The following is a 17,511-nucleotide window of genomic DNA, read 5'->3' on the forward strand; positions in this document are numbered from 1 at the left end:
TAAACCTTTCTCCTCGCCAGATACTTCAGTTGCCCCTTTTGTAGCCCTCCACTTTTATCAATTTGAGTTGTTATCAAAGCGTTACATTTTGTTTGTGTTATCTTTAATACTAACCCTGAGGAAAATCAGGGGATCCAACCCTGTCATTAAGGAGGAGCTATGTCGTCGACCCTACGAGAAGCCAGTAAGGACACATTGCAGGTTAAAGATAAAACCTACCGTTATTACAGTCTGCCGCTGGCCGCTAAATCACTGGGTGATATCACCCGTTTACCGAAATCGCTAAAAGTTTTGCTGGAAAACCTGCTTCGCTGGCAGGACGGTAATTCCGTTACCGAAGATGATATTCATGCGCTTGCGCATTGGCTGAAGACCGCCCATGCCGATCGAGAAATTGCCTATCGACCTGCTCGTGTTCTGATGCAGGATTTTACCGGCGTGCCGGCGGTGGTCGATCTCGCCGCCATGCGCGAAGCGGTAAAACGTCTGGGTGGGGATACGGCAAAAGTGAATCCGCTTTCGCCAGTGGATCTTGTCATTGATCACTCGGTAACGGTGGATCGTTTCGGTGATGATGATGCTTTCGAAGAAAACGTGCGCCTGGAAATGGAACGTAACCATGAACGTTATGTGTTCCTGAAATGGGGACAGCAGGCATTTAGTCGCTTCAGCGTTGTACCGCCGGGTACGGGGATTTGCCACCAGGTTAACCTTGAATATCTGGGCAAAGCTGTCTGGAGCGAGTTACAGGACGGTGAGTGGGTGGCTTATCCCGATACACTGGTCGGTACCGATTCCCATACCACGATGATTAATGGTCTCGGTGTGCTGGGCTGGGGCGTTGGAGGCATTGAAGCTGAAGCGGCAATGCTGGGTCAACCGGTCTCAATGCTGATCCCAGATGTTGTGGGCTTTAAACTGGTGGGTAAACTGCGGGAAGGTATCACTGCCACCGACCTGGTTCTGACCGTCACCCAGATGCTGCGTAAGCACGGTGTAGTCGGTAAATTCGTTGAATTCTACGGTGATGGGCTGGACACCTTACCTCTGGCCGATCGAGCAACCATTGCGAACATGGCACCGGAATACGGCGCAACCTGCGGTTTCTTCCCGATCGATGACATTACCCTTGAGTATATGCGTCTGAGCGGGCGCAGTGAGGAACAGGTTGAGTTGGTCAATGCCTATGCTAAAGCGCAGGGAATGTGGCGTAACCCAGGGGATGAACCTGTGTTTACCAGTTCGTTGGAGCTGGATATGGGCAGCGTAGAGGCAAGCCTTGCTGGACCCAAGCGTCCGCAGGATCGGGTGGCGCTGGCTGATGTGCCGAAAGCCTTTTCGGCGAGTAATGAACTCGAGGTGAATAGCTCGCTGAAAGACCGTCAACCAGTGGACTATACCATGAGCGGTCAGCAGTATAAGTTGCCGGACGGCGCGGTGGTGATAGCCGCTATCACCTCTTGTACCAACACCTCAAACCCAAGCGTATTGATGGCGGCGGGGCTGCTGGCGAAAAAAGCCGTAACGCTTGGTTTGAAACGTCAGCCATGGGTGAAAGCCTCGTTGGCGCCAGGATCGAAGGTGGTTTCCGATTATCTGGCAAAGGCTGGGTTCACTCCGTACCTTGATGAGCTGGGATTTAATCTTGTGGGTTATGGCTGTACCACCTGTATTGGCAACTCTGGACCCTTACCCGATCCTATCGAAACAGCTATCAAAAAAGGCGATCTTACAGTTGGGGCAGTGCTTTCTGGAAACCGTAACTTTGAAGGTCGTATCCATCCGCTCGTGAAGACCAACTGGCTGGCGTCTCCGCCGCTGGTGGTGGCCTACGCGCTGGCGGGGAATATGAATATCAATCTGACGAAAGATCCGTTAGGCCATGACAGAAAAGGCGATCCTGTTTATCTGAAAGATATTTGGCCGACAGCCAAGGAAATTGCCCGCGCCGTTGAGCAGGTCTCTACCGCCATGTTCCACAAAGAGTATGCTGAAGTCTTTGAAGGCACGCCAGAATGGAAAGCAATCCAGGTTGATCGCGCTGATACCTATGGCTGGCAGTCTGACTCGACCTATATCCGTTTGTCACCGTTCTTCGATGGTATGCAGGCTACGCCGGATCCGGTTCAGGACATTCACGGTGCGCGTATTCTGGCGATGCTCGGAGATTCTGTTACCACCGACCATATTTCTCCTGCCGGCAGTATTAAACCAGACAGCCCGGCGGGGCGCTATCTGCAAAGCCATGGCGTTGAGCGTAAAGATTTTAACTCTTACGGTTCACGACGCGGGAATCATGAAGTGATGATGCGTGGTACCTTTGCCAATATTCGTATTCGCAATGAGATGGTACCCGGCGTGGAAGGTGGTATGACGCGTCATTTGCCGGGAACCGAAGTGGTAGCTATTTATGATGCGGCCATGCAATACCAGCAGGAGAACGTGCCTCTGGCGGTGATTGCCGGGAAAGAGTATGGATCCGGCTCCAGCCGCGACTGGGCGGCGAAAGGTCCACGTTTGCTGGGCGTTCGCGTGGTTATCGCAGAGTCTTTTGAGCGAATTCACCGTTCTAACCTGATTGGCATGGGCATTTTACCGCTGGAATTCCCGCAGGGCGTCACGCGTAAAACGCTGGGATTAACCGGTGAGGAGGCGATCGATATTACGGACCTACAACACATTAAACCGGGGGCGACAGTTCCGGTGAGTATGGTCCGCGCAGATGGGCGTAAAGAGGTGATTCTATGCCGCTGTCGCATTGATACCGCGACGGAGCTAACGTATTACCAAAACGACGGCATTCTGCACTACGTGATTCGTAATATGTTGAATTAAAATGCAAAAAAGCCTGCGAGAGCAGGCTTTTTGATAGCCGGTGACAACGATTATTTGCCCAGCAAATGTCCCATCTTGGCGGCTTTGGTGTCCAGATAATGTTCATTTTTTGGATTACGGCCCACGATCAGCGGCACGCGTTCAACAATATTGATTCCCGCTTCGGTCAGGATTTCTACTTTCTTCGGGTTATTGGTCAGCAAACGTACCGCATCCACGCCCAGCAGCTTGAACATATCGGCACACAGCGTGAAATCGCGCTCGTCTGCCGCAAATCCCAACTGATGATTCGCTTCAACGGTATCATAACCCTGGTCCTGCAACGCGTAAGCGCGGATTTTGTTAAGCAGGCCAATGTTGCGTCCTTCCTGACGGTGATAAAGCAGAATACCACGCCCTTCTTCAGCAATGTGGGTGAGGGCCGCTTCGAGCTGGAAACCGCAATCGCAACGCAGGCTAAACAGCGCATCGCCAGTCAGACATTCGGAGTGGACGCGCGCCAGGACAGGTGTTTGGCCTGTGATATCACCAAAAACCAGTGCGACATGATCGTGTCCGGTTGCCAGTTCTTCAAATCCCACCATCAGGAAATCACCCCAGGGGGTTGGCAGTTTGGCTTCTGCCACACGTTTAAGCTGCATGTAATTCTCCAGATTATGCTGGCACTCGTCGTGCCTTCGCCTGTCGGCTTCTGTTCTGTATTACACTATTTTGCCATAAGGCAACGACGTTCACCTAATCGCGACCACGGATTCGCTTTTGGAATGGCACAAAATTGTCAATTTTCCCGACGTGTGAATTTTTCAGTTATGATTGTGATACTTATCGACGAAAGGAGAGGCAATGCTGTCTATTGCAAAGCGCACCGCAGTGGGGACCGGGCTGCTACTTATCATGCCGGTTGCCGTATGGGTATCAGGCTGGAGCTGGCAGCCGGGGCACAATGTCTGGTGGTTAAAGTCCTTGTACTGGGTAACGGAAACGGTGACGCAGCCGTGGGGAATTATCACTCACGTTGCGCTTTGTGCATGGTTTCTGTGGTGCCTGCGTTTTCGTCTTAAAGCCGCGATAATGTTGTTTGCTATTCTGGCAGCGGCGATTTTAGTGGGACAGGGCGTGAAGTCCTGGGTAAAAGACAGGGTGCAAGAACCGCGACCTTTTGTCGTGTGGCTGGAAAAAACGCACCATATTCCGGTTGATGAGTTCTACACTTTAAAACGTAAAGATCGTGGGCATTTAGTCAAAGAACAATTGGCCGAACAGCAGGATATTCCAACGTTTTTACGCAAGCACTGGCAAAAAGAAACGGGGTTTGCCTTTCCGTCCGGACATACGATGTTTGCCGCCAGTTGGGCTTTACTGGGCGTAGGGCTGTTATGGCCCCGCAGACGTACGCTGACGATTGTGTTTTTGCTGATCTGGGCGACCGGCGTGATGGGTAGCCGCTTGCTGTTAGGCATGCACTGGCCCCGTGATTTGGTGGTGGCAACGCTGATTTCGTGGCTGCTGGTGACGCTGGCAACCTGGCTTGCACAGCGGGTATGTGGACCATTAACCCCACCAGTGCAGGAGGAAAAAGAAATCGCGCAGCGAGAACAAGAAAGCTAGCGATGATTGATTTTTCAAATTTTGCCCTCAAATCAGAAAGTGGAAAGCGCTTTTCCGTTTCGCACTCGTTGTGAAAATGGTAATTTAAAGGGCTCAACGCGGTAAGTTGGACACGATTTATTCGCTCAAACCACATAACGGGAAGTAATGTGAAATATTTACTCATTTTCTTACTGGTGTTGGCGATTTTTGTTATTTCGGTGACATTGGGTGCGCAAAACGATCAACAGGTTACGTTTAATTACCTGCTGGCTCAGGGTGAGTATCGTATCTCTACTCTGCTTGCTGTATTGTTTGCCGCAGGGTTTGCGATTGGTTGGCTAATTTGCGGCCTTTTCTGGCTGAAGGTTCGTGTGTCTCTTGCGCGCGCCGAACGTAAAATCAAACGACTGGAAAACCAGCTTGCGCCTGCGACCGACGTTGCGGTATCTGCCGATTCGTCGGTTGTGAAGGAATAATTATTTATGTTGGAGTTGTTGTTTCTGCTTTTACCTGTAGCCGCTGCCTATGGGTGGTATATGGGTCGCAGAAGTGCGCAACAAACCAAGCAGGATGAAGCTAACCGTCTTTCTCGTGACTATGTCGCCGGGGTTAACTTCCTCCTGAGCAACCAACAAGATAAAGCGGTAGATCTGTTCCTTGATATGCTAAAAGAGGACACAGGCACCGTTGAGGCTCATCTCACCCTCGGAAACCTGTTCCGCTCTCGCGGTGAAGTCGATCGCGCAATCCGCATCCATCAAACGTTAATGGAAAGTGCCTCGCTGACCTACGAGCAGCGTTTGCTGGCCGTGCAACAGCTGGGGCGCGACTACATGGCCGCGGGACTGTACGACCGCGCGGAAGACATGTTCAATCAGCTTACCGATGAAACTGATTTTCGGGTTGGCGCATTACAGCAACTGTTGCAAATTTATCAGGCCACCAGCGAATGGCAAAAAGCCATTGATGTAGCAGAGCGTCTGGTAAAACTCGGCAAAGACAAACAGCGTAATGAGATAGCCCACTTCTACTGCGAACTGGCCTTACAGCAAATGGGTAGCGACGATATGGATCGCGCCATGACGCTGTTGAAAAAAGGCGCCGCGGCAGACAAAAACAGTGCACGGGTATCCATCATGATGGGTCGCGTGTACATGGAAAAAGGTGATTACGCGAAGGCGGTTGAAAGCCTGCAACGGGTCATTTCCCAGGACAAAGAGCTGGTCAGCGAAACGCTGGAAATGCTGCAAAGCTGCTACCAGCATCTGGGGAAAAACGATGAGTGGGCGGAGTTTTTACGTCGGGCCGTCGAGGAAAATACTGGTGCCGCCGCCGAACTGATGCTGGCTGATATTCTTGAGGCGCGTGAGGGGGCTGATACCGCTCAGGTCTATATCACTCGTCAGCTGCAACGTCATCCTACGATGCGCGTGTTCCACAAGCTGATGGATTATCATCTCCACGAAGCCGAAGAAGGGCGTGCCAAAGAGAGCCTGATGGTTCTGCGCGATATGGTCGGAGAGCAGGTACGCAGTAAACCGCGCTACCGCTGCCAGAAGTGCGGTTTTACGGCGTATACGCTGTACTGGCACTGTCCATCCTGCCGTTCATGGTCAACCATTAAGCCCATTCGCGGACTTGATGGGCTGTAATTTTTAAAAAAACCTCATTTTAGTTACAACATACTTTTGGTGTGTCATCGATCCATCCTCAACCTCCGCTGCCGGTTCGCTTGGCAGAAATGTAATCGCGCCTGTTAATTTTCTATTACCGCAGGTAGAATGCACGCCGTTTACCCATTTCGCGCCGCCGTGGGCGCCCATCCTCAAGAAGGTCTGGTCATGACGTTTACTGCTTCATCTTCTTCTCGTGCTGTTACCGATTCTCCTGTCGTTGTCGCTCTCGATTATTCTAATCGTGATAAAGCATTAGCTTTTGTTGACAGAATTGATCCTCGTGATTGCCGTTTGAAAGTGGGCAAAGAGATGTTCACGCTTTTTGGGCCTCAGTTGGTTCGCGATCTACAACAGCGTGGTTTTGACATCTTTCTTGATTTGAAATTTCATGATATTCCCAATACCACCGCGCATGCAGTTGCCGCTGCTGCCGAACTTGGCGTCTGGATGGTTAACGTTCACGCTTCTGGCGGGGCGCGTATGATGACTGCAGCCCGTGAAGCCTTAGTGCCTTTTGGCCAGGATGCGCCGCTGCTGATTGCCGTGACGGTTCTGACCAGTATGGAAGCCAGCGACCTCGCCGATCTCGGCGTGACGTTGTCACCTGCGGATTATGCTGAAAGACTGGCGCGCTTAACCCAGAATTGTGGTCTGGATGGTGTCGTATGCTCAGCTCAGGAAGCGGTGCGATTCAAGCAGGCGTTGGGCCGGGCATTTAAGCTGGTGACGCCGGGGATTCGTCCTGAAGGCAGCGAGGCGGGCGATCAGCGTCGTATTATGACACCGGAACAGGCGCAATTAGCAGGTGTGGATTACATGGTGATTGGTCGTCCGGTCACCCAGTCGGCCGATCCCGCGCAGACGCTGAAGATGATCAATGCTTCCCTGAAACGAGGTGCGTAAATGAACGACTCAAACTCTCGTCTGGTCTACTCTACCGACTCCGGGCGTATTGATGAACCGAAAACAGCGCCTGAGCGTCCAAAAGGCGATGGCATTGTTCGTATCCAGCGCCAGACCAGTGGTCGCAAAGGGAAGGGCGTGTGCCTGATTACCGGTATTGATCAAGACGATGCCGAACTGACCAAATTAGCCGCAGAACTGAAGAAAAAGTGTGGTTGCGGTGGAGCAGTGAAAGATGGCGTGATTGAAATTCAGGGGGATAAACGCGACCTGATTAAATCGCTGCTGGAAGCTAAAGGAATGAAAGTTAAACTGGCTGGCGGTTAATAAAAAAGCCACGGAAAATTTCCGTGGCTTTTTAATAATACAGACCTGAAAAAGTAAACGTATTATTATATCGAGCCGTTTAACCGTAGATTATTTACCCACCTGGTGGCCAATAATACCACCTACTGCAGCACCACCCAGCGTACCCAGCGTGCTACCGTCAGTCAGTACTGCACCACCTATTGCACCTGCACCAGCACCGATTGCGGTGTTACGATCTCGTTTGGACCAGTTAGAGCAGGCACTCAGCGACATTGCCAGAGTAATCGCCAGAATGGCAGCGGTCATTTTTTTGCTCGTTACTAACATAATACTTTCTCCTGAATTATTGATTCACGGAATCCAGTGTTCTTTAAGGATAGCGTCAAATTAAGACTATCGAAGATATTTCCGTGAAACCGTTTAGCGAAGGCATTACAAACACTATCCTGAAGTTGGAGGTTCGTTCCTGTTATATCGCTAACATTAATTTTACGACTTTATCCTGTTAACGACAGGTAAAAAGTCTTAATTGGATTGTCAGATAACTCTCAGAGAGCAGATGATTTGTCTGCTGACAAACCATCTACTGAAGATTTTATACGTGGGCATCAATGATATTGACGATTAATCCTGAATGTTCGAGCTGCATTTGTACGCTGGCGCTGAGTCTGGAGTCCGTTACTACGCGGCTGAATCGCTCTAATGGACCCAGCGTGTAAGGGTGAATGGCGTCGAATTTTGAGCTGTCGGTCAACACAATAACTTCTGCGCCTTTTTCCAGCACCGCGTTAACCACGTCAGAACGCATCATATCGCGTCCGGTAAAACCGGTATCAGCCTGCCAGCCGTCAATGCCGATAAAGGCCTTACTGAAGTGTACCTGCTGGATAAACTGGCGAGTTAAGGGGCCGACCATGCTCTCACTTTTTTTCTGGTAAATTCCACCGAGAAGTATCACTTCACAGGGCGTTTCTTTGAGCAGATGAGCAATGTAGCTGCTCACGGTGATGATGGTGACATCTTTTTGCTCTGCCAGCGTTCTGGCCAGAAGTGCATTGCTGCTGCCATTCTCAATGAATACGGATTCGCCTGGACTGACCAGAGATGCAGCGAATTCAGCCAGTTCACGTTTCAGAGTGAAATTGGTCATCATGCGCGTTTCAACATCATCGCTGTTCAATGAAACAGCAAAACCGTGGGCTCGGCGTAAGTAACTCTGTTTTTCCAGCGTGTTCAGATCCTGTCGAATCGTCACTTCGGAGACACCGGTGACTTTTGCCAGATCGGCGACGCTCATCTGACCTTTATCGGTCACCATCTGCAAAATAGATTGTTGTCGGGAATTCATAATATTAATTTTATTGCGATATCGTATCGGAAATTAAACGGAAACTGCATTATCTGCAGTTTGCTGATAGCAGCGACATCAAAAGATCACTGTCATCAGATCTCCCATGGTGCCTTCTGCTTTTTCGCCAAAGATTCGGCATCTTCTTTGACCGTGTTTAACAGTTCAGCTTTCAAAATTTCAAGATTGTGGATGGCTGAGTGGTAATCACCTGCAACGAGGATATCCAGCACGGTATCAATACGTTCGGCCAGACGCTGAGCGTCGATATCAGACATGGTCGTCATCCTAATGGCAATAGAGTTTGAATTTCATGATGCAGAATTTCATGGCAAAAGAGAAGGGAAAAATAGTATTAACCTGAACGATTGAAGAATATTATATATTCTGTGATTACATGCGGATAGCGTCGTCATGTAATGTCCATTTATGGCTATTTATCGCCTTCATTCTCTCTGCATTAGCGCAGTTTTTTACTCAGGTGGCGGCGATACCAACGTTCAAATGCGGCTGCTGGCATTGGTTTGGCGAATAAAAACCCCTGACGCTCATTGACGCCATTTTTGGTCAGAAACGCATCCTCTTTCGCGCTTTCCACGCCTTCGGCGATGACCTGCAGGTTGAGCGCCTGTGCTACCGCAACTATGGCCCGTACCAGCGATTGTGAAATGGATTGTTTGTGGATCTCTCTGACAAAGGTCTGATCCAGTTTAATGGCATCTAGCGGGAAGCGGGCCAGTTGAGACAGCGACGAATAACCGGTACCAAAATCATCCAAATGGATTTGCGCACCTAACTGGCTAAACTGCTGAATGACTGACAACGCCAGTTGCTCATTTTCTATCAAACTGCTTTCTGTTAATTCAACATCGATGGGGCAATACTCAAAGTTGAGCTCGTGAAGCACCTGCTTAAGTGCGGTAAAAAGCGTCTGGTCGGCGAGCTGGCGGGCAGAAACGTTTACCGCCACGCGCAGGTTTATTCCCTTGTCACGCCATTTCGCGACCTGGCGCACAACGTCGAGAATAACCCAACGCCCCAGCGGGACGATGAGCCCCGATTCTTCGGCGTAGGATATAAACTCCAGCGGTGGAATGAGGCCGCGTTCCGGAGATTGCCAGCGAACCAGCGCCTCCAGGCTGCGCACTTCACCGCGCCAGGTTATCTTTGGCTGATAATGGATAACCAGTTGATCGTTATCCAGTGCCTTACGCAGATTAGTATCCAGCCACAGATATTCAAATACCCGCTGATTCATTTCCGGAGAAAAAACACAAAACTGCCCACGGCCGCCTTCTTTCGCGGTGTACATGGCTGTATCCGCGTTACGAATGACGCTCTCGCAGTCCTGACCATGCTGAGGCGCGAGGGATATACCAATAGAGCATCCGGTATAGACTTCAATCAGACCGATGCGGAAGGGCTGGCGCAGGCGCGTCAGAATGCGTGATGCGGTGGCTTCCAGTGTGCCCTGGGATGTTTCGGTGGCAAGAACAATGAATTCATCGCCGCCAAATCGCGCCAGGATCTGGTTGTCTTCGAGGCAACTGAGGATTGCCAGCGACACGCTTTGTAGTAGCTGATCGCCAAACATATGCCCGTAGGCATCGTTTACCTTTTTGAAGTTATCCAGATCGAGGTACGCAATACCGACCTGCGTATCGCCCGCGTTCTCAATCGCATTGCTGATCAGTTCATGAATTGCGTTGCGGTTTGGTAATCCAGTGATGGAGTCGGTATTCGCCAACACCCGCAGTCGTTCCTGCGCGCGGCGTTCTTCAGTGATATCCGTCCCGGAACAGATCAGAAAAATTTCGTTCTTGCCGCTACCGTTATGCACAAATTTATTGCGAAACAGAAACAGACGCTGGCCTTTGCAGGTCTTGACCCAGCGTTCAACCTCATACGAGTTACCTTCGCGAAAAAAGACCTCAATATTGCGCCGTGAAGCCGCCGCTTCACGACGGCTCATAAATAATGTGAATACACTTTGACCAATGACTTCACGTTCTTTGAGGCCGGTGTACTCTTCGCACAGGCGATTAAACCGCTGAATGTTGCCCATGCGGTCAAGAATGACAATAACGGAATTGGCTTCGGAAACGACTTGTTCGGCAAAAGAGAGGCCGTGGGCCAGATCGCGGGCGACGGAGGGGGTGTCATCCCAGGCGGATGCGCTACCAGCCCATTCGCGCTTATTGATTTTTCGACCGACCAGATGCACGGGAATGTCGTCATCTTCAATGGGCAACGTCATTAGCAGACTTGACGTGATCACCGTCATCTCGCGAATGCGATCGGCTTGTTCAGGTAATAATTCGATGGTCTGATCAGCTTCTGACGCTTCGTCGATAGAGAAATGCAGGATGTTGCAATCCTCTGACAAACGCCAGTAGGGGTTATTAGTGCCCACATAGCTATACAACGTAACCAGCTCCCGGACGTCTTTCATCATGTGTACTATCCCGTTTAAAGCGCATAGAGCCTCAAAAGTATGGGTAGCCATGATTCATTCGGGGTGATTATGGCTGAACGTATTGTTTTTTTTATATATTTATGTTTAATCCAGAATCCGTAAAAAGCAAAGCCAGCGGAACTGAAAAAAGTAAAAAAATAAAATTAACCGAATGAAAGAAGTGTAGTGCCTGGTGGGAATTTGGGCGGAAAAAAGAAACGACCTTTCACAAAATGAGAAAGGTCGCTGGATTGATACGTGTTACGCGGCTGGACGCGCGATAACGCTGCGGGTTTCCATGCGAACTTCGGCGATGGTTACGTCAATCACATCCGTGACTTTGTAAACCACTTCACCTTTGATTTGCACCGTGCCGCTTTCCTGGCTGCATACCAGCTCGTCCCGAACGGCGTGCAGGAATGGGGCAGGAATAAATGCGACTGCGCCATTATCAACTAAACGTACGCGCATACCGCCGCGGCTGACGTCAATTATCTCGGCCGCAAAGCGGGTATCGGTCCCGGCTTTGTCACTCAGGAAACGGGCGTATAACCAGTCGCCCACATCACGCTCAGCCATCCGGTTCAGGCGACGACGTTCCGCCATTTGCACCGTGGTATCATCCCCAGGGCGGGTAATGGTTTCACCTTTGATGACGGCCTTAAGCAGGCGGTGGTTAATCATATCGCCATATTTACGAATAGGAGAGGTCCAGGTGGCATAAGCCTCCAGACCCAGCCCAAAGTGCGGCCCTGGCTCGATACTGATTTCAGCGTAAGACTGGAAGCGGCGAATTCGGCTGTCGAGGAAACCAGAAGGCTGCGCATCCAGCTCGCGGCGCAGTTTGCAGAAACCTTCCAGCGTCAGGACTTCCTCGGCATCAACGTGCATACCATGGGTTTTTAGCAGCGCGGCCAGAGCGTCGGCGTTGGCCGGGTCGAATCCCATATGGACGTTATAAATACCGAAGCCGAGCTTGTCGCGAAGCACGCGGGCGGCGCAAATGTTTGCCGCAATCATGGATTCTTCCACGATTCGGTTTGCGATGCGGCGTGGCTCAGCGACGATGTCCAGGACTTCACCTTTTTCACCAAGAACAAAACGGTAATCCGGGCGATCTTTAAATACCAGAGCATGGTTATGACGCCATTCACCGCGGCTCAGGCAAATACGGTGTAGCAGACGGATTTGTTCAGCAATCGCGTCATTTGCAGGCTGCCAGTCACCGGCACCTTCCAGCCAGTCGGAGACGTTGTCGTAGACCAGCTTCGCTTTCGACTCAATCGTCGCTGCGAAGAAGGTGATGTTGTCTTCAATCGCGCCATCCGCGGCGATGGTCATACGACAAGCCAGAACCGGACGCACTTCGCTCGCGCGTAAAGAGCACAGATCGTCAGACAGTTCGCGTGGTAGCATCGGGATATTGAACCCCGGCAGATAGTTAGTAAACGCGCGAATTTTTGCCGTTTTATCCAGCTTGCTGCCTTCTGCAATCCAGGCCGTAGGGTCAGCAATGGCGACAGTTAATTGCCGTTTGCCGTCGGCCAGCTCTTCAGCATACAGCGCATCGTCCATATCTTCGGTGCTGGCGCTGTCGATGGTGACAAAGTTGAGGGCGGTTAAGTCCTGACGAACCAGACCTTCATCCAGCATCTCAGTTGCCACACCGTCCGGCGCTTCTTTTTCGAGATTATGGCGTGCCAGCGTGACCCACCACGGGACAAAGTGGTCATCAGCAAAAGTGATAAATTGGGTTAACTCGGCATAGAAGGTGCGATCGCCTTTCAGCGGGTGGCGGCGCATTTCAGCGACGGCCCAGTCACCTTCTTTAAAGTCGTGCTCAACGCCGCGGGCGGCACGGCAAGGGATCGCTTCTTTCAGTAACGGATGATCCGGCACAATGGACAGACGATCATTTTTGCCCTGAACTTTACCCACGAAGCGCGTCAGGAAGGGTTCGATCAGTTCTTCCGGCTCGGCAGATTCACGATCTTTTTCTGTATGGATAACCGCAACAATGCGGTCGCCATGCATCACTTTTTTCATCTGCGGCGGTGGAATGAAATAGCTTTTTTGTGCATCGACTTCCAGGAAGCCAAAGCCTTTTTCCGTGGCTTTTACCACCCCTTCAGCACGTGGCGTCTGGGAATGCAGTTGCTGTTTAAGCTGCGCTAGCAGCGGGTTGTCCTGAAGCATAATTGTCTATTTTCGTGGCTAAAAGAGCGGCTGACAGTTTTACGCGATTCTCTCAGTTGCGGCAAGCGCTCTTTCAGTAAGTGGATCGGTTAATAAGTCTCGCCCAGCGCGATTTTCAAGCGATTCAACCATCCGCACAATCCGCTCCAGGCCAGCAGGTTAATCGCTTGTTCAGAAGAGATGCCCTGATCGAACAAAGGGGTTAACAGCGCGGCGCTAAAACGGTCGGGCGCTCGGGTTAACCATTGTACCGCCTGCAGGGTGACGCGCTCAACCGGATGTCGCTGTTCCCAGCGCTGTAATTCACGTTCCTCCTGGCGAAGCAGGGCGATAACGTTGGCTAATTCATTGGCTGTATGTGCCTGTTCATTAAAGCAGGCCACGCTGCCGTTAATCCGTGAGGTCATTAGCGCCGCCAGTGAAAATGCCTGCACCGGTACTGCGCTGCGCCGGGTACTGGAAATCAGTGTCGTGAATAAATCTAAAATGACCGGTGAATGAATCAGTAATGGCACCAACGCTTGCAGTTCAGCGGGAAAATGTCTGGCCGTCGTCTCGTCCTGAGCAGGATATTTTTCGATTGGGAATGGCGCAGCGTGCCAGGTAGCGTTTGTTGCACTAAATGGCGAAGCGTGAGCGAATTGCTGTATATCCAGCCCCGGTATTCGGCGCACCGGATGTCCAAACCAGGCCTGAAACAGAGCCACGGTCCGGGCCTGAAAACCGACGAAGCCGATGATTTGATTCATCAAAATACTATCGCTGGTAGTCAGCCCGACCGCATCCAGATGCTGGCGATCGCGTGCGCCTATCACGTCAGGAGAGCTGGCAAGTTGGCGAGCATATTGGGTGATTTGCGCCAGCCGATGGTTACTTTCCCGTGACGAGTCAGGACCAGGAAGCGGTGTTAACCGCGCGGCATAGTGATTGCACAATCGCTGGACGCCATACACCTGAGCGACGGTAAGCGCCGTACTCATCCGTTCATAGGCGCTGAATGTGTGCATCTGATTAAGGTTTACGTGAACCGGGAAGAGAACCTGGGCAAGTTTACGGGCAGGGGTTAACCAGGATTGAAAAGGCAAAAGGGCGTCATCAGGTATCGCCAGATCCAGTAAAAAGCTGTCGTCGACATGAGCGGCTTCCGGCACCAGCGGCAGAATATCTTGCGGATGCTTGCTGGATTGCGTCTCATGATACCAGTGGCTTTTGCCTTCAATTCGGCGTTGTTCCATGGGCGGTCCTTGGTCTAAAAAGTGGCGACCCGGACACGTCGTCTACTACTACGCCGGATCGTTTGCGCTGCAATATCCTGACGTAAGCAGAAGAGGGGATGAAAGATTGTTCCGTGATAATAAATATCAGAAAAGCATATATGGCGGCGGGCAGAGGAGAGTCATGGGCGGGGCAAGACCGCCCATAGAAGACTTACGATTATTTCAGTTCCAGCTCGTTCATTGCCGCGATACTGAAGCCACCATCGACGTGAACGACTTCACCAGAGATGCCGGCAGCAAGATCGGAGCACAAAAATGCTGCGGAGTTGCCCACATCTTCAATGGTTACAGTGCGGCGAATCGGCGTAACCGCTTCACAATGCGCCAGCATTTTACGGAAATCTTTAATGCCGGAAGCGGCGAGTGTACGGATAGGACCGGCAGAAATAGCGTTCACACGCACCCCTTCAGGACCCATCGCATTAGCCATATAGCGGACGTTCGCTTCCAGTGAGGCTTTTGCCAGGCCCATCACGTTGTAGTTAGGGATGGCGCGTTCTGCGCCCAGATAGGATAGCGTCAGCAGCGCCGAGCCTGGGTTCAGCATGGAACGGCAGGCTTTTGCCATCGCCACAAAGCTGTAAGCACTGATGTCATGAGCAATTTTGAAGCCTTCGCGGGTGACTGCATTCACATAGTCGCCATCCAGTTGGTCTGCGGGCGCAAAACCAATGGAGTGCACGAAACCGTCGAATTTCGGCCAGGCTTTGCCCAGTTCGGTAAACATTGCATCAATGCTGGCATCTTCCGCCACATCACACTGCAGTACGATGCTGGAACCCAGTTGAGCTGCAAATTCTTCGACGCGGCCTTTTAGTTTGTCATTCTGGTAGGTGAACGCCAGTTCAGCCCCTTCGCGATGCATGGCCTGAGCGATACCCCAGGCGATGGACAGTTTGCTGGCAAGACCCGTTACCAGAATGCGCTTACCGGAAAGAAAACCCATAGCTTTAATCCTTATGGTCATTGCTTATTTTTTGCAATCAATGAGTTATGATCACAATTTGAAGGTGTTTCGAAATGGGGCAGCAATTATATCCCACTCTTTGTGCCTTGTAGAATAGTTATCATCCCTTACTGATAATCACTTTTCATTACACATGAGGGTTATAACACTTTCCCTGGTTAAGTCTCATTCATTCTGCGAAGCGCGGGGGGAAGGAGAAAATACAAGGCTTTAAAGGCATCTCAATGGTATTATTAACTGCTAGCTTATGTTTTAAAACATAGCAATGTAGGAACTTTCTTAAAACAAAAAATATGACTGTATTCAGTTCTTTATGATATATTGTTTTTATCGATCAATATTGATTCATTGATCGTTATTATTGATTGATTGTGATTAAAAGTGCATTATCAGGAAGTTATGATCAATTGGAGTGGTCTTATGCACTATCATTTCATCGCGGAACCGATGAGAGACACAACTGATACGTTACTGGGTGTTGAGATGAGCGTCCGGTTTGTTTCAGATACGGTTTCGCCGATACATCCAGAGTTCATCATTTCAGTGTGGAATAGCGAACAAAAACGTAATTTCATGCTCGAGCAAATTCGATTAATTGCCGAAAAGCGTAATTGGTTTGAGAGCCACAACCTTTTCTGTACTCTGAACCTCATTGATGAAATGGCGCTGCTGGCAATTGGCGACCCGAGCGTCAAATCGGCGCTACATGCCATGCCTTTTGTCGCACTAGAACTTTCAGAGCGTTTTCTGACGAATACCGTATGTCTGAATAATCTGCTGATTAATTCACTTTGCGACGGTCCAAACGCATTATGGCTGGGCGATCTGGGCTCCGGCAGCATTGGGGCCAGTCCGCTGGTTTGCGGTCGTTTTGATGTTGTGAAGTTGGATCGTGGTTTTTTCCTGGATCAGGCTGAAAAACCGATGTTCCCGGTGCTAATTAAAAACATCCGCGAATATTGCGACCGCATTGCGGTGGAGGGCGTGGAAACCAAACAGCTTATCGACGAAGTAGGCGCGGCTGGTGTTTGGGTGATGCAGGGATCCCTTTTCCCTTCGGTCGCGTTTAGCGAGGTTGATACACTGCTCTTACCAAATGTTTGTCACTGATTGCAAAATTGCCCTCCGGTTGAGGAGGGCTGCATCTGCTAGCGATCTTTACGCCACGCGTCAGCGGTTAGCGCTTCGCCGAAATGGCCGGCAATCAGGCGACGGGTCAGCTCATGCAACGGCGAGGCCAGAACATCTGCTGTACTGCCGCGTTCAACCACTTCACCCTGGTGCATGACTAATACCTGATCGCTGATGTGCTTCATCATGCCGATGTGCTGAGTCACATAGATATATGAAATCCCCTGTTTTTCCTGTAATTCCAGCATCAGATTGATGAGCTGCGAACGCATCGACATGTCCAGAGAGGCCAGGGCTTCGTCGGCGATAATGACTTTGGGTCGCAAAATGAGCGCTCGGGCAAGGCCCAGACGCTGTTTTTGTCCCGGAGCCAGCATATGCGGGTAATAACTCACATGGTCAGGCAACAGACCGACCATGCGCATGGTCTCGATGATCTGTTTGCGACGCTGTTCAGGCTCGAGGTCGGTGTTCAGACGTAGCGGAAAATCGAGGATCTGCGAAATACGTTGCCGTGGGTTAAGCGACGTTGACGGATCCTGGAAAATCATACGGATACGCTGACTACGGAATGAATAATCACCATATTTTAACGGGTGATCGTCAATCAGCAGCTCACCGCTGGTGGGCTCAATCATACCGGCCAGCATCTTCGCCAGCGTAGATTTACCGGAACCATTTTCACCTATGACGGCGAGCGTCTGACGCTCGCGCAGGGTAAAGCTCAGGGGCTTAACGGCCTCAACGGTCTGACGGCGGAATAAGCCCGTCCGGTAGCGAAAGGTTTTGCTCAGATTACGAACTTCGAGCAGGGTTTCTACCAT

The 17,511-nt window shown here is 50.8% G+C and carries 16 protein-coding genes; 7 read left to right on the forward strand and 9 right to left on the reverse strand.

The annotated features are described in order from the left end of the window. Positions 1-159 precede the first annotated feature (159 nt). The gene (gene acnA, locus HV350_RS11910; protein ID WP_181630541.1) at positions 160-2,835 is read left to right on the forward strand and encodes an aconitate hydratase AcnA; all 2,676 of its coding nucleotides are present in this window, start codon (positions 160-162) and stop codon (positions 2,833-2,835) included. 50 nt (positions 2,836-2,885) lie between these two features. On the opposite strand, the gene ribA is transcribed toward acnA, so the two are convergent. Then, positions 2,886-3,476, reverse strand: coding sequence for a GTP cyclohydrolase II (ribA, locus tag HV350_RS11915; RefSeq protein WP_016153247.1), 591 nt, complete (start codon positions 3,474-3,476; stop codon positions 2,886-2,888). A 202-nt stretch (positions 3,477-3,678) separates the two neighbouring features. On the opposite strand from ribA, the gene pgpB reads away from it, so the two are divergent. From pgpB to yciH, 5 genes are all read left to right on the forward strand, one after another. Continuing rightward, positions 3,679-4,443: a phosphatidylglycerophosphatase B gene (gene pgpB, locus HV350_RS11920; protein ID WP_016156647.1), complete on the forward strand. Its 765-nt coding sequence runs from the start codon at positions 3,679-3,681 to the stop codon at positions 4,441-4,443. Positions 4,444-4,592: 149 nt separating this feature from the next. Continuing rightward, positions 4,593-4,901, forward strand: coding sequence for a LapA family protein (locus HV350_RS11925; RefSeq protein WP_006684318.1), 309 nt, complete (start codon positions 4,593-4,595; stop codon positions 4,899-4,901). 6 nt (positions 4,902-4,907) lie between these two features. After that, entirely contained in the window at positions 4,908-6,077 is a 1,170-nt protein-coding gene (gene lapB, locus HV350_RS11930) for a lipopolysaccharide assembly protein LapB (protein WP_016153245.1), read from the forward strand. A gap of 189 nt (positions 6,078-6,266) precedes the next feature. After that, on the forward strand, positions 6,267-7,004 hold the full coding sequence (gene pyrF / locus HV350_RS11935) for an orotidine-5'-phosphate decarboxylase (RefSeq protein ID WP_181630543.1): 738 nt from the start codon (positions 6,267-6,269) through the stop codon (positions 7,002-7,004). After that, positions 7,005-7,331: a stress response translation initiation inhibitor YciH gene (gene yciH / locus HV350_RS11940; RefSeq protein WP_016153243.1), complete on the forward strand. Its 327-nt coding sequence runs from the start codon at positions 7,005-7,007 to the stop codon at positions 7,329-7,331. Positions 7,332-7,421: 90 nt separating this feature from the next. Here yciH and osmB read toward each other — a convergent pair whose 3' ends face one another. The 7 genes from osmB to fabI all read right to left on the reverse strand — a co-directional run bounded on the left by osmB (position 7,422) and on the right by fabI (position 15,535). Then, positions 7,422-7,640 (reverse strand): osmotically-inducible lipoprotein OsmB, encoded by a 219-nt coding sequence (osmB, locus tag HV350_RS11945; protein WP_003020583.1) that lies wholly within the window; start codon positions 7,638-7,640, stop codon positions 7,422-7,424. A 268-nt stretch (positions 7,641-7,908) separates the two neighbouring features. After that, on the reverse strand, positions 7,909-8,661 hold the full coding sequence (locus HV350_RS11950) for a DNA-binding transcriptional regulator YciT (RefSeq protein ID WP_181630545.1): 753 nt from the start codon (positions 8,659-8,661) through the stop codon (positions 7,909-7,911). 95 nt (positions 8,662-8,756) lie between these two features. After that, positions 8,757-8,948, reverse strand: a complete 192-nt coding sequence (locus HV350_RS11955) for a hypothetical protein (RefSeq protein WP_161623181.1) — start codon at positions 8,946-8,948, stop codon at positions 8,757-8,759. 173 nt (positions 8,949-9,121) lie between these two features. Beyond that, entirely contained in the window at positions 9,122-11,113 is a 1,992-nt protein-coding gene (gene pdeR / locus HV350_RS11960) for a cyclic di-GMP phosphodiesterase (RefSeq protein ID WP_181630656.1), read from the reverse strand. A 264-nt stretch (positions 11,114-11,377) separates the two neighbouring features. Beyond that, positions 11,378-13,312, reverse strand: coding sequence for an exoribonuclease II (locus tag HV350_RS11965; protein WP_181630547.1), 1,935 nt, complete (start codon positions 13,310-13,312; stop codon positions 11,378-11,380). Between the two features lie 89 nt (positions 13,313-13,401). After that, positions 13,402-14,547, reverse strand: a complete 1,146-nt coding sequence (locus HV350_RS11970; RefSeq protein ID WP_181630549.1) for a carboxymuconolactone decarboxylase family protein — start codon at positions 14,545-14,547, stop codon at positions 13,402-13,404. 199 nt (positions 14,548-14,746) lie between these two features. Next, the gene (gene fabI, locus HV350_RS11975) at positions 14,747-15,535 is read right to left on the reverse strand and encodes an enoyl-ACP reductase FabI (protein WP_047417281.1); all 789 of its coding nucleotides are present in this window, start codon (positions 15,533-15,535) and stop codon (positions 14,747-14,749) included. A 441-nt stretch (positions 15,536-15,976) separates the two neighbouring features. Here fabI and HV350_RS11980 point away from each other — a divergent pair, with 441 nt between their 5' ends. After that, positions 15,977-16,666: an EAL domain-containing protein gene (locus tag HV350_RS11980; RefSeq protein ID WP_181630658.1), complete on the forward strand. Its 690-nt coding sequence runs from the start codon at positions 15,977-15,979 to the stop codon at positions 16,664-16,666. A 38-nt stretch (positions 16,667-16,704) separates the two neighbouring features. On the opposite strand, the gene sapF is transcribed toward HV350_RS11980, so the two are convergent. Further along, positions 16,705-17,511 (reverse strand): peptide ABC transporter ATP-binding protein SapF, encoded by an 807-nt coding sequence (gene sapF / locus HV350_RS11985; protein WP_016153235.1) that lies wholly within the window; start codon positions 17,509-17,511, stop codon positions 16,705-16,707.

This window comes from Citrobacter sp. RHBSTW-01013, from assembly GCF_013781985.1.
Lineage (GTDB): Bacteria > Pseudomonadota > Gammaproteobacteria > Enterobacterales > Enterobacteriaceae > Citrobacter > Citrobacter braakii.

What these genes read in the sequence shown, in the direction of transcription:
- acnA (WP_181630541.1), top strand. Translation starts at nt 160, where the DNA reads ATGTCGTCGACCCTACGAGAAGCCAGTAAGGACACATTGCAGGTTAAA.
- ribA (WP_016153247.1), bottom strand. Translation starts at nt 3,476, where the DNA reads ATGCAGCTTAAACGTGTGGCAGAAGCCAAACTGCCAACCCCCTGGGGT.
- pgpB (WP_016156647.1), top strand. Translation starts at nt 3,679, where the DNA reads ATGCTGTCTATTGCAAAGCGCACCGCAGTGGGGACCGGGCTGCTACTT.
- lapB (WP_016153245.1), top strand. Translation starts at nt 4,908, where the DNA reads ATGTTGGAGTTGTTGTTTCTGCTTTTACCTGTAGCCGCTGCCTATGGG.
- pyrF (WP_181630543.1), top strand. Translation starts at nt 6,267, where the DNA reads ATGACGTTTACTGCTTCATCTTCTTCTCGTGCTGTTACCGATTCTCCT.
- yciH (WP_016153243.1), top strand. Translation starts at nt 7,005, where the DNA reads ATGAACGACTCAAACTCTCGTCTGGTCTACTCTACCGACTCCGGGCGT.
- osmB (WP_003020583.1), bottom strand. Translation starts at nt 7,640, where the DNA reads ATGTTAGTAACGAGCAAAAAAATGACCGCTGCCATTCTGGCGATTACT.
- HV350_RS11950 (WP_181630545.1), bottom strand. Translation starts at nt 8,661, where the DNA reads ATGAATTCCCGACAACAATCTATTTTGCAGATGGTGACCGATAAAGGT.
- HV350_RS11955 (WP_161623181.1), bottom strand. Translation starts at nt 8,948, where the DNA reads ATGACGACCATGTCTGATATCGACGCTCAGCGTCTGGCCGAACGTATT.
- pdeR (WP_181630656.1), bottom strand. Translation starts at nt 11,113, where the DNA reads ATGAAAGACGTCCGGGAGCTGGTTACGTTGTATAGCTATGTGGGCACT.
- HV350_RS11965 (WP_181630547.1), bottom strand. Translation starts at nt 13,312, where the DNA reads ATGCTTCAGGACAACCCGCTGCTAGCGCAGCTTAAACAGCAACTGCAT.
- HV350_RS11970 (WP_181630549.1), bottom strand. Translation starts at nt 14,547, where the DNA reads ATGGAACAACGCCGAATTGAAGGCAAAAGCCACTGGTATCATGAGACG.
- fabI (WP_047417281.1), bottom strand. Translation starts at nt 15,535, where the DNA reads ATGGGTTTTCTTTCCGGTAAGCGCATTCTGGTAACGGGTCTTGCCAGC.
- HV350_RS11980 (WP_181630658.1), top strand. Translation starts at nt 15,977, where the DNA reads ATGCACTATCATTTCATCGCGGAACCGATGAGAGACACAACTGATACG.
- sapF (WP_016153235.1), bottom strand. Translation starts at nt 17,511, where the DNA reads ATGGTAGAAACCCTGCTCGAAGTTCGTAATCTGAGCAAAACCTTTCGC.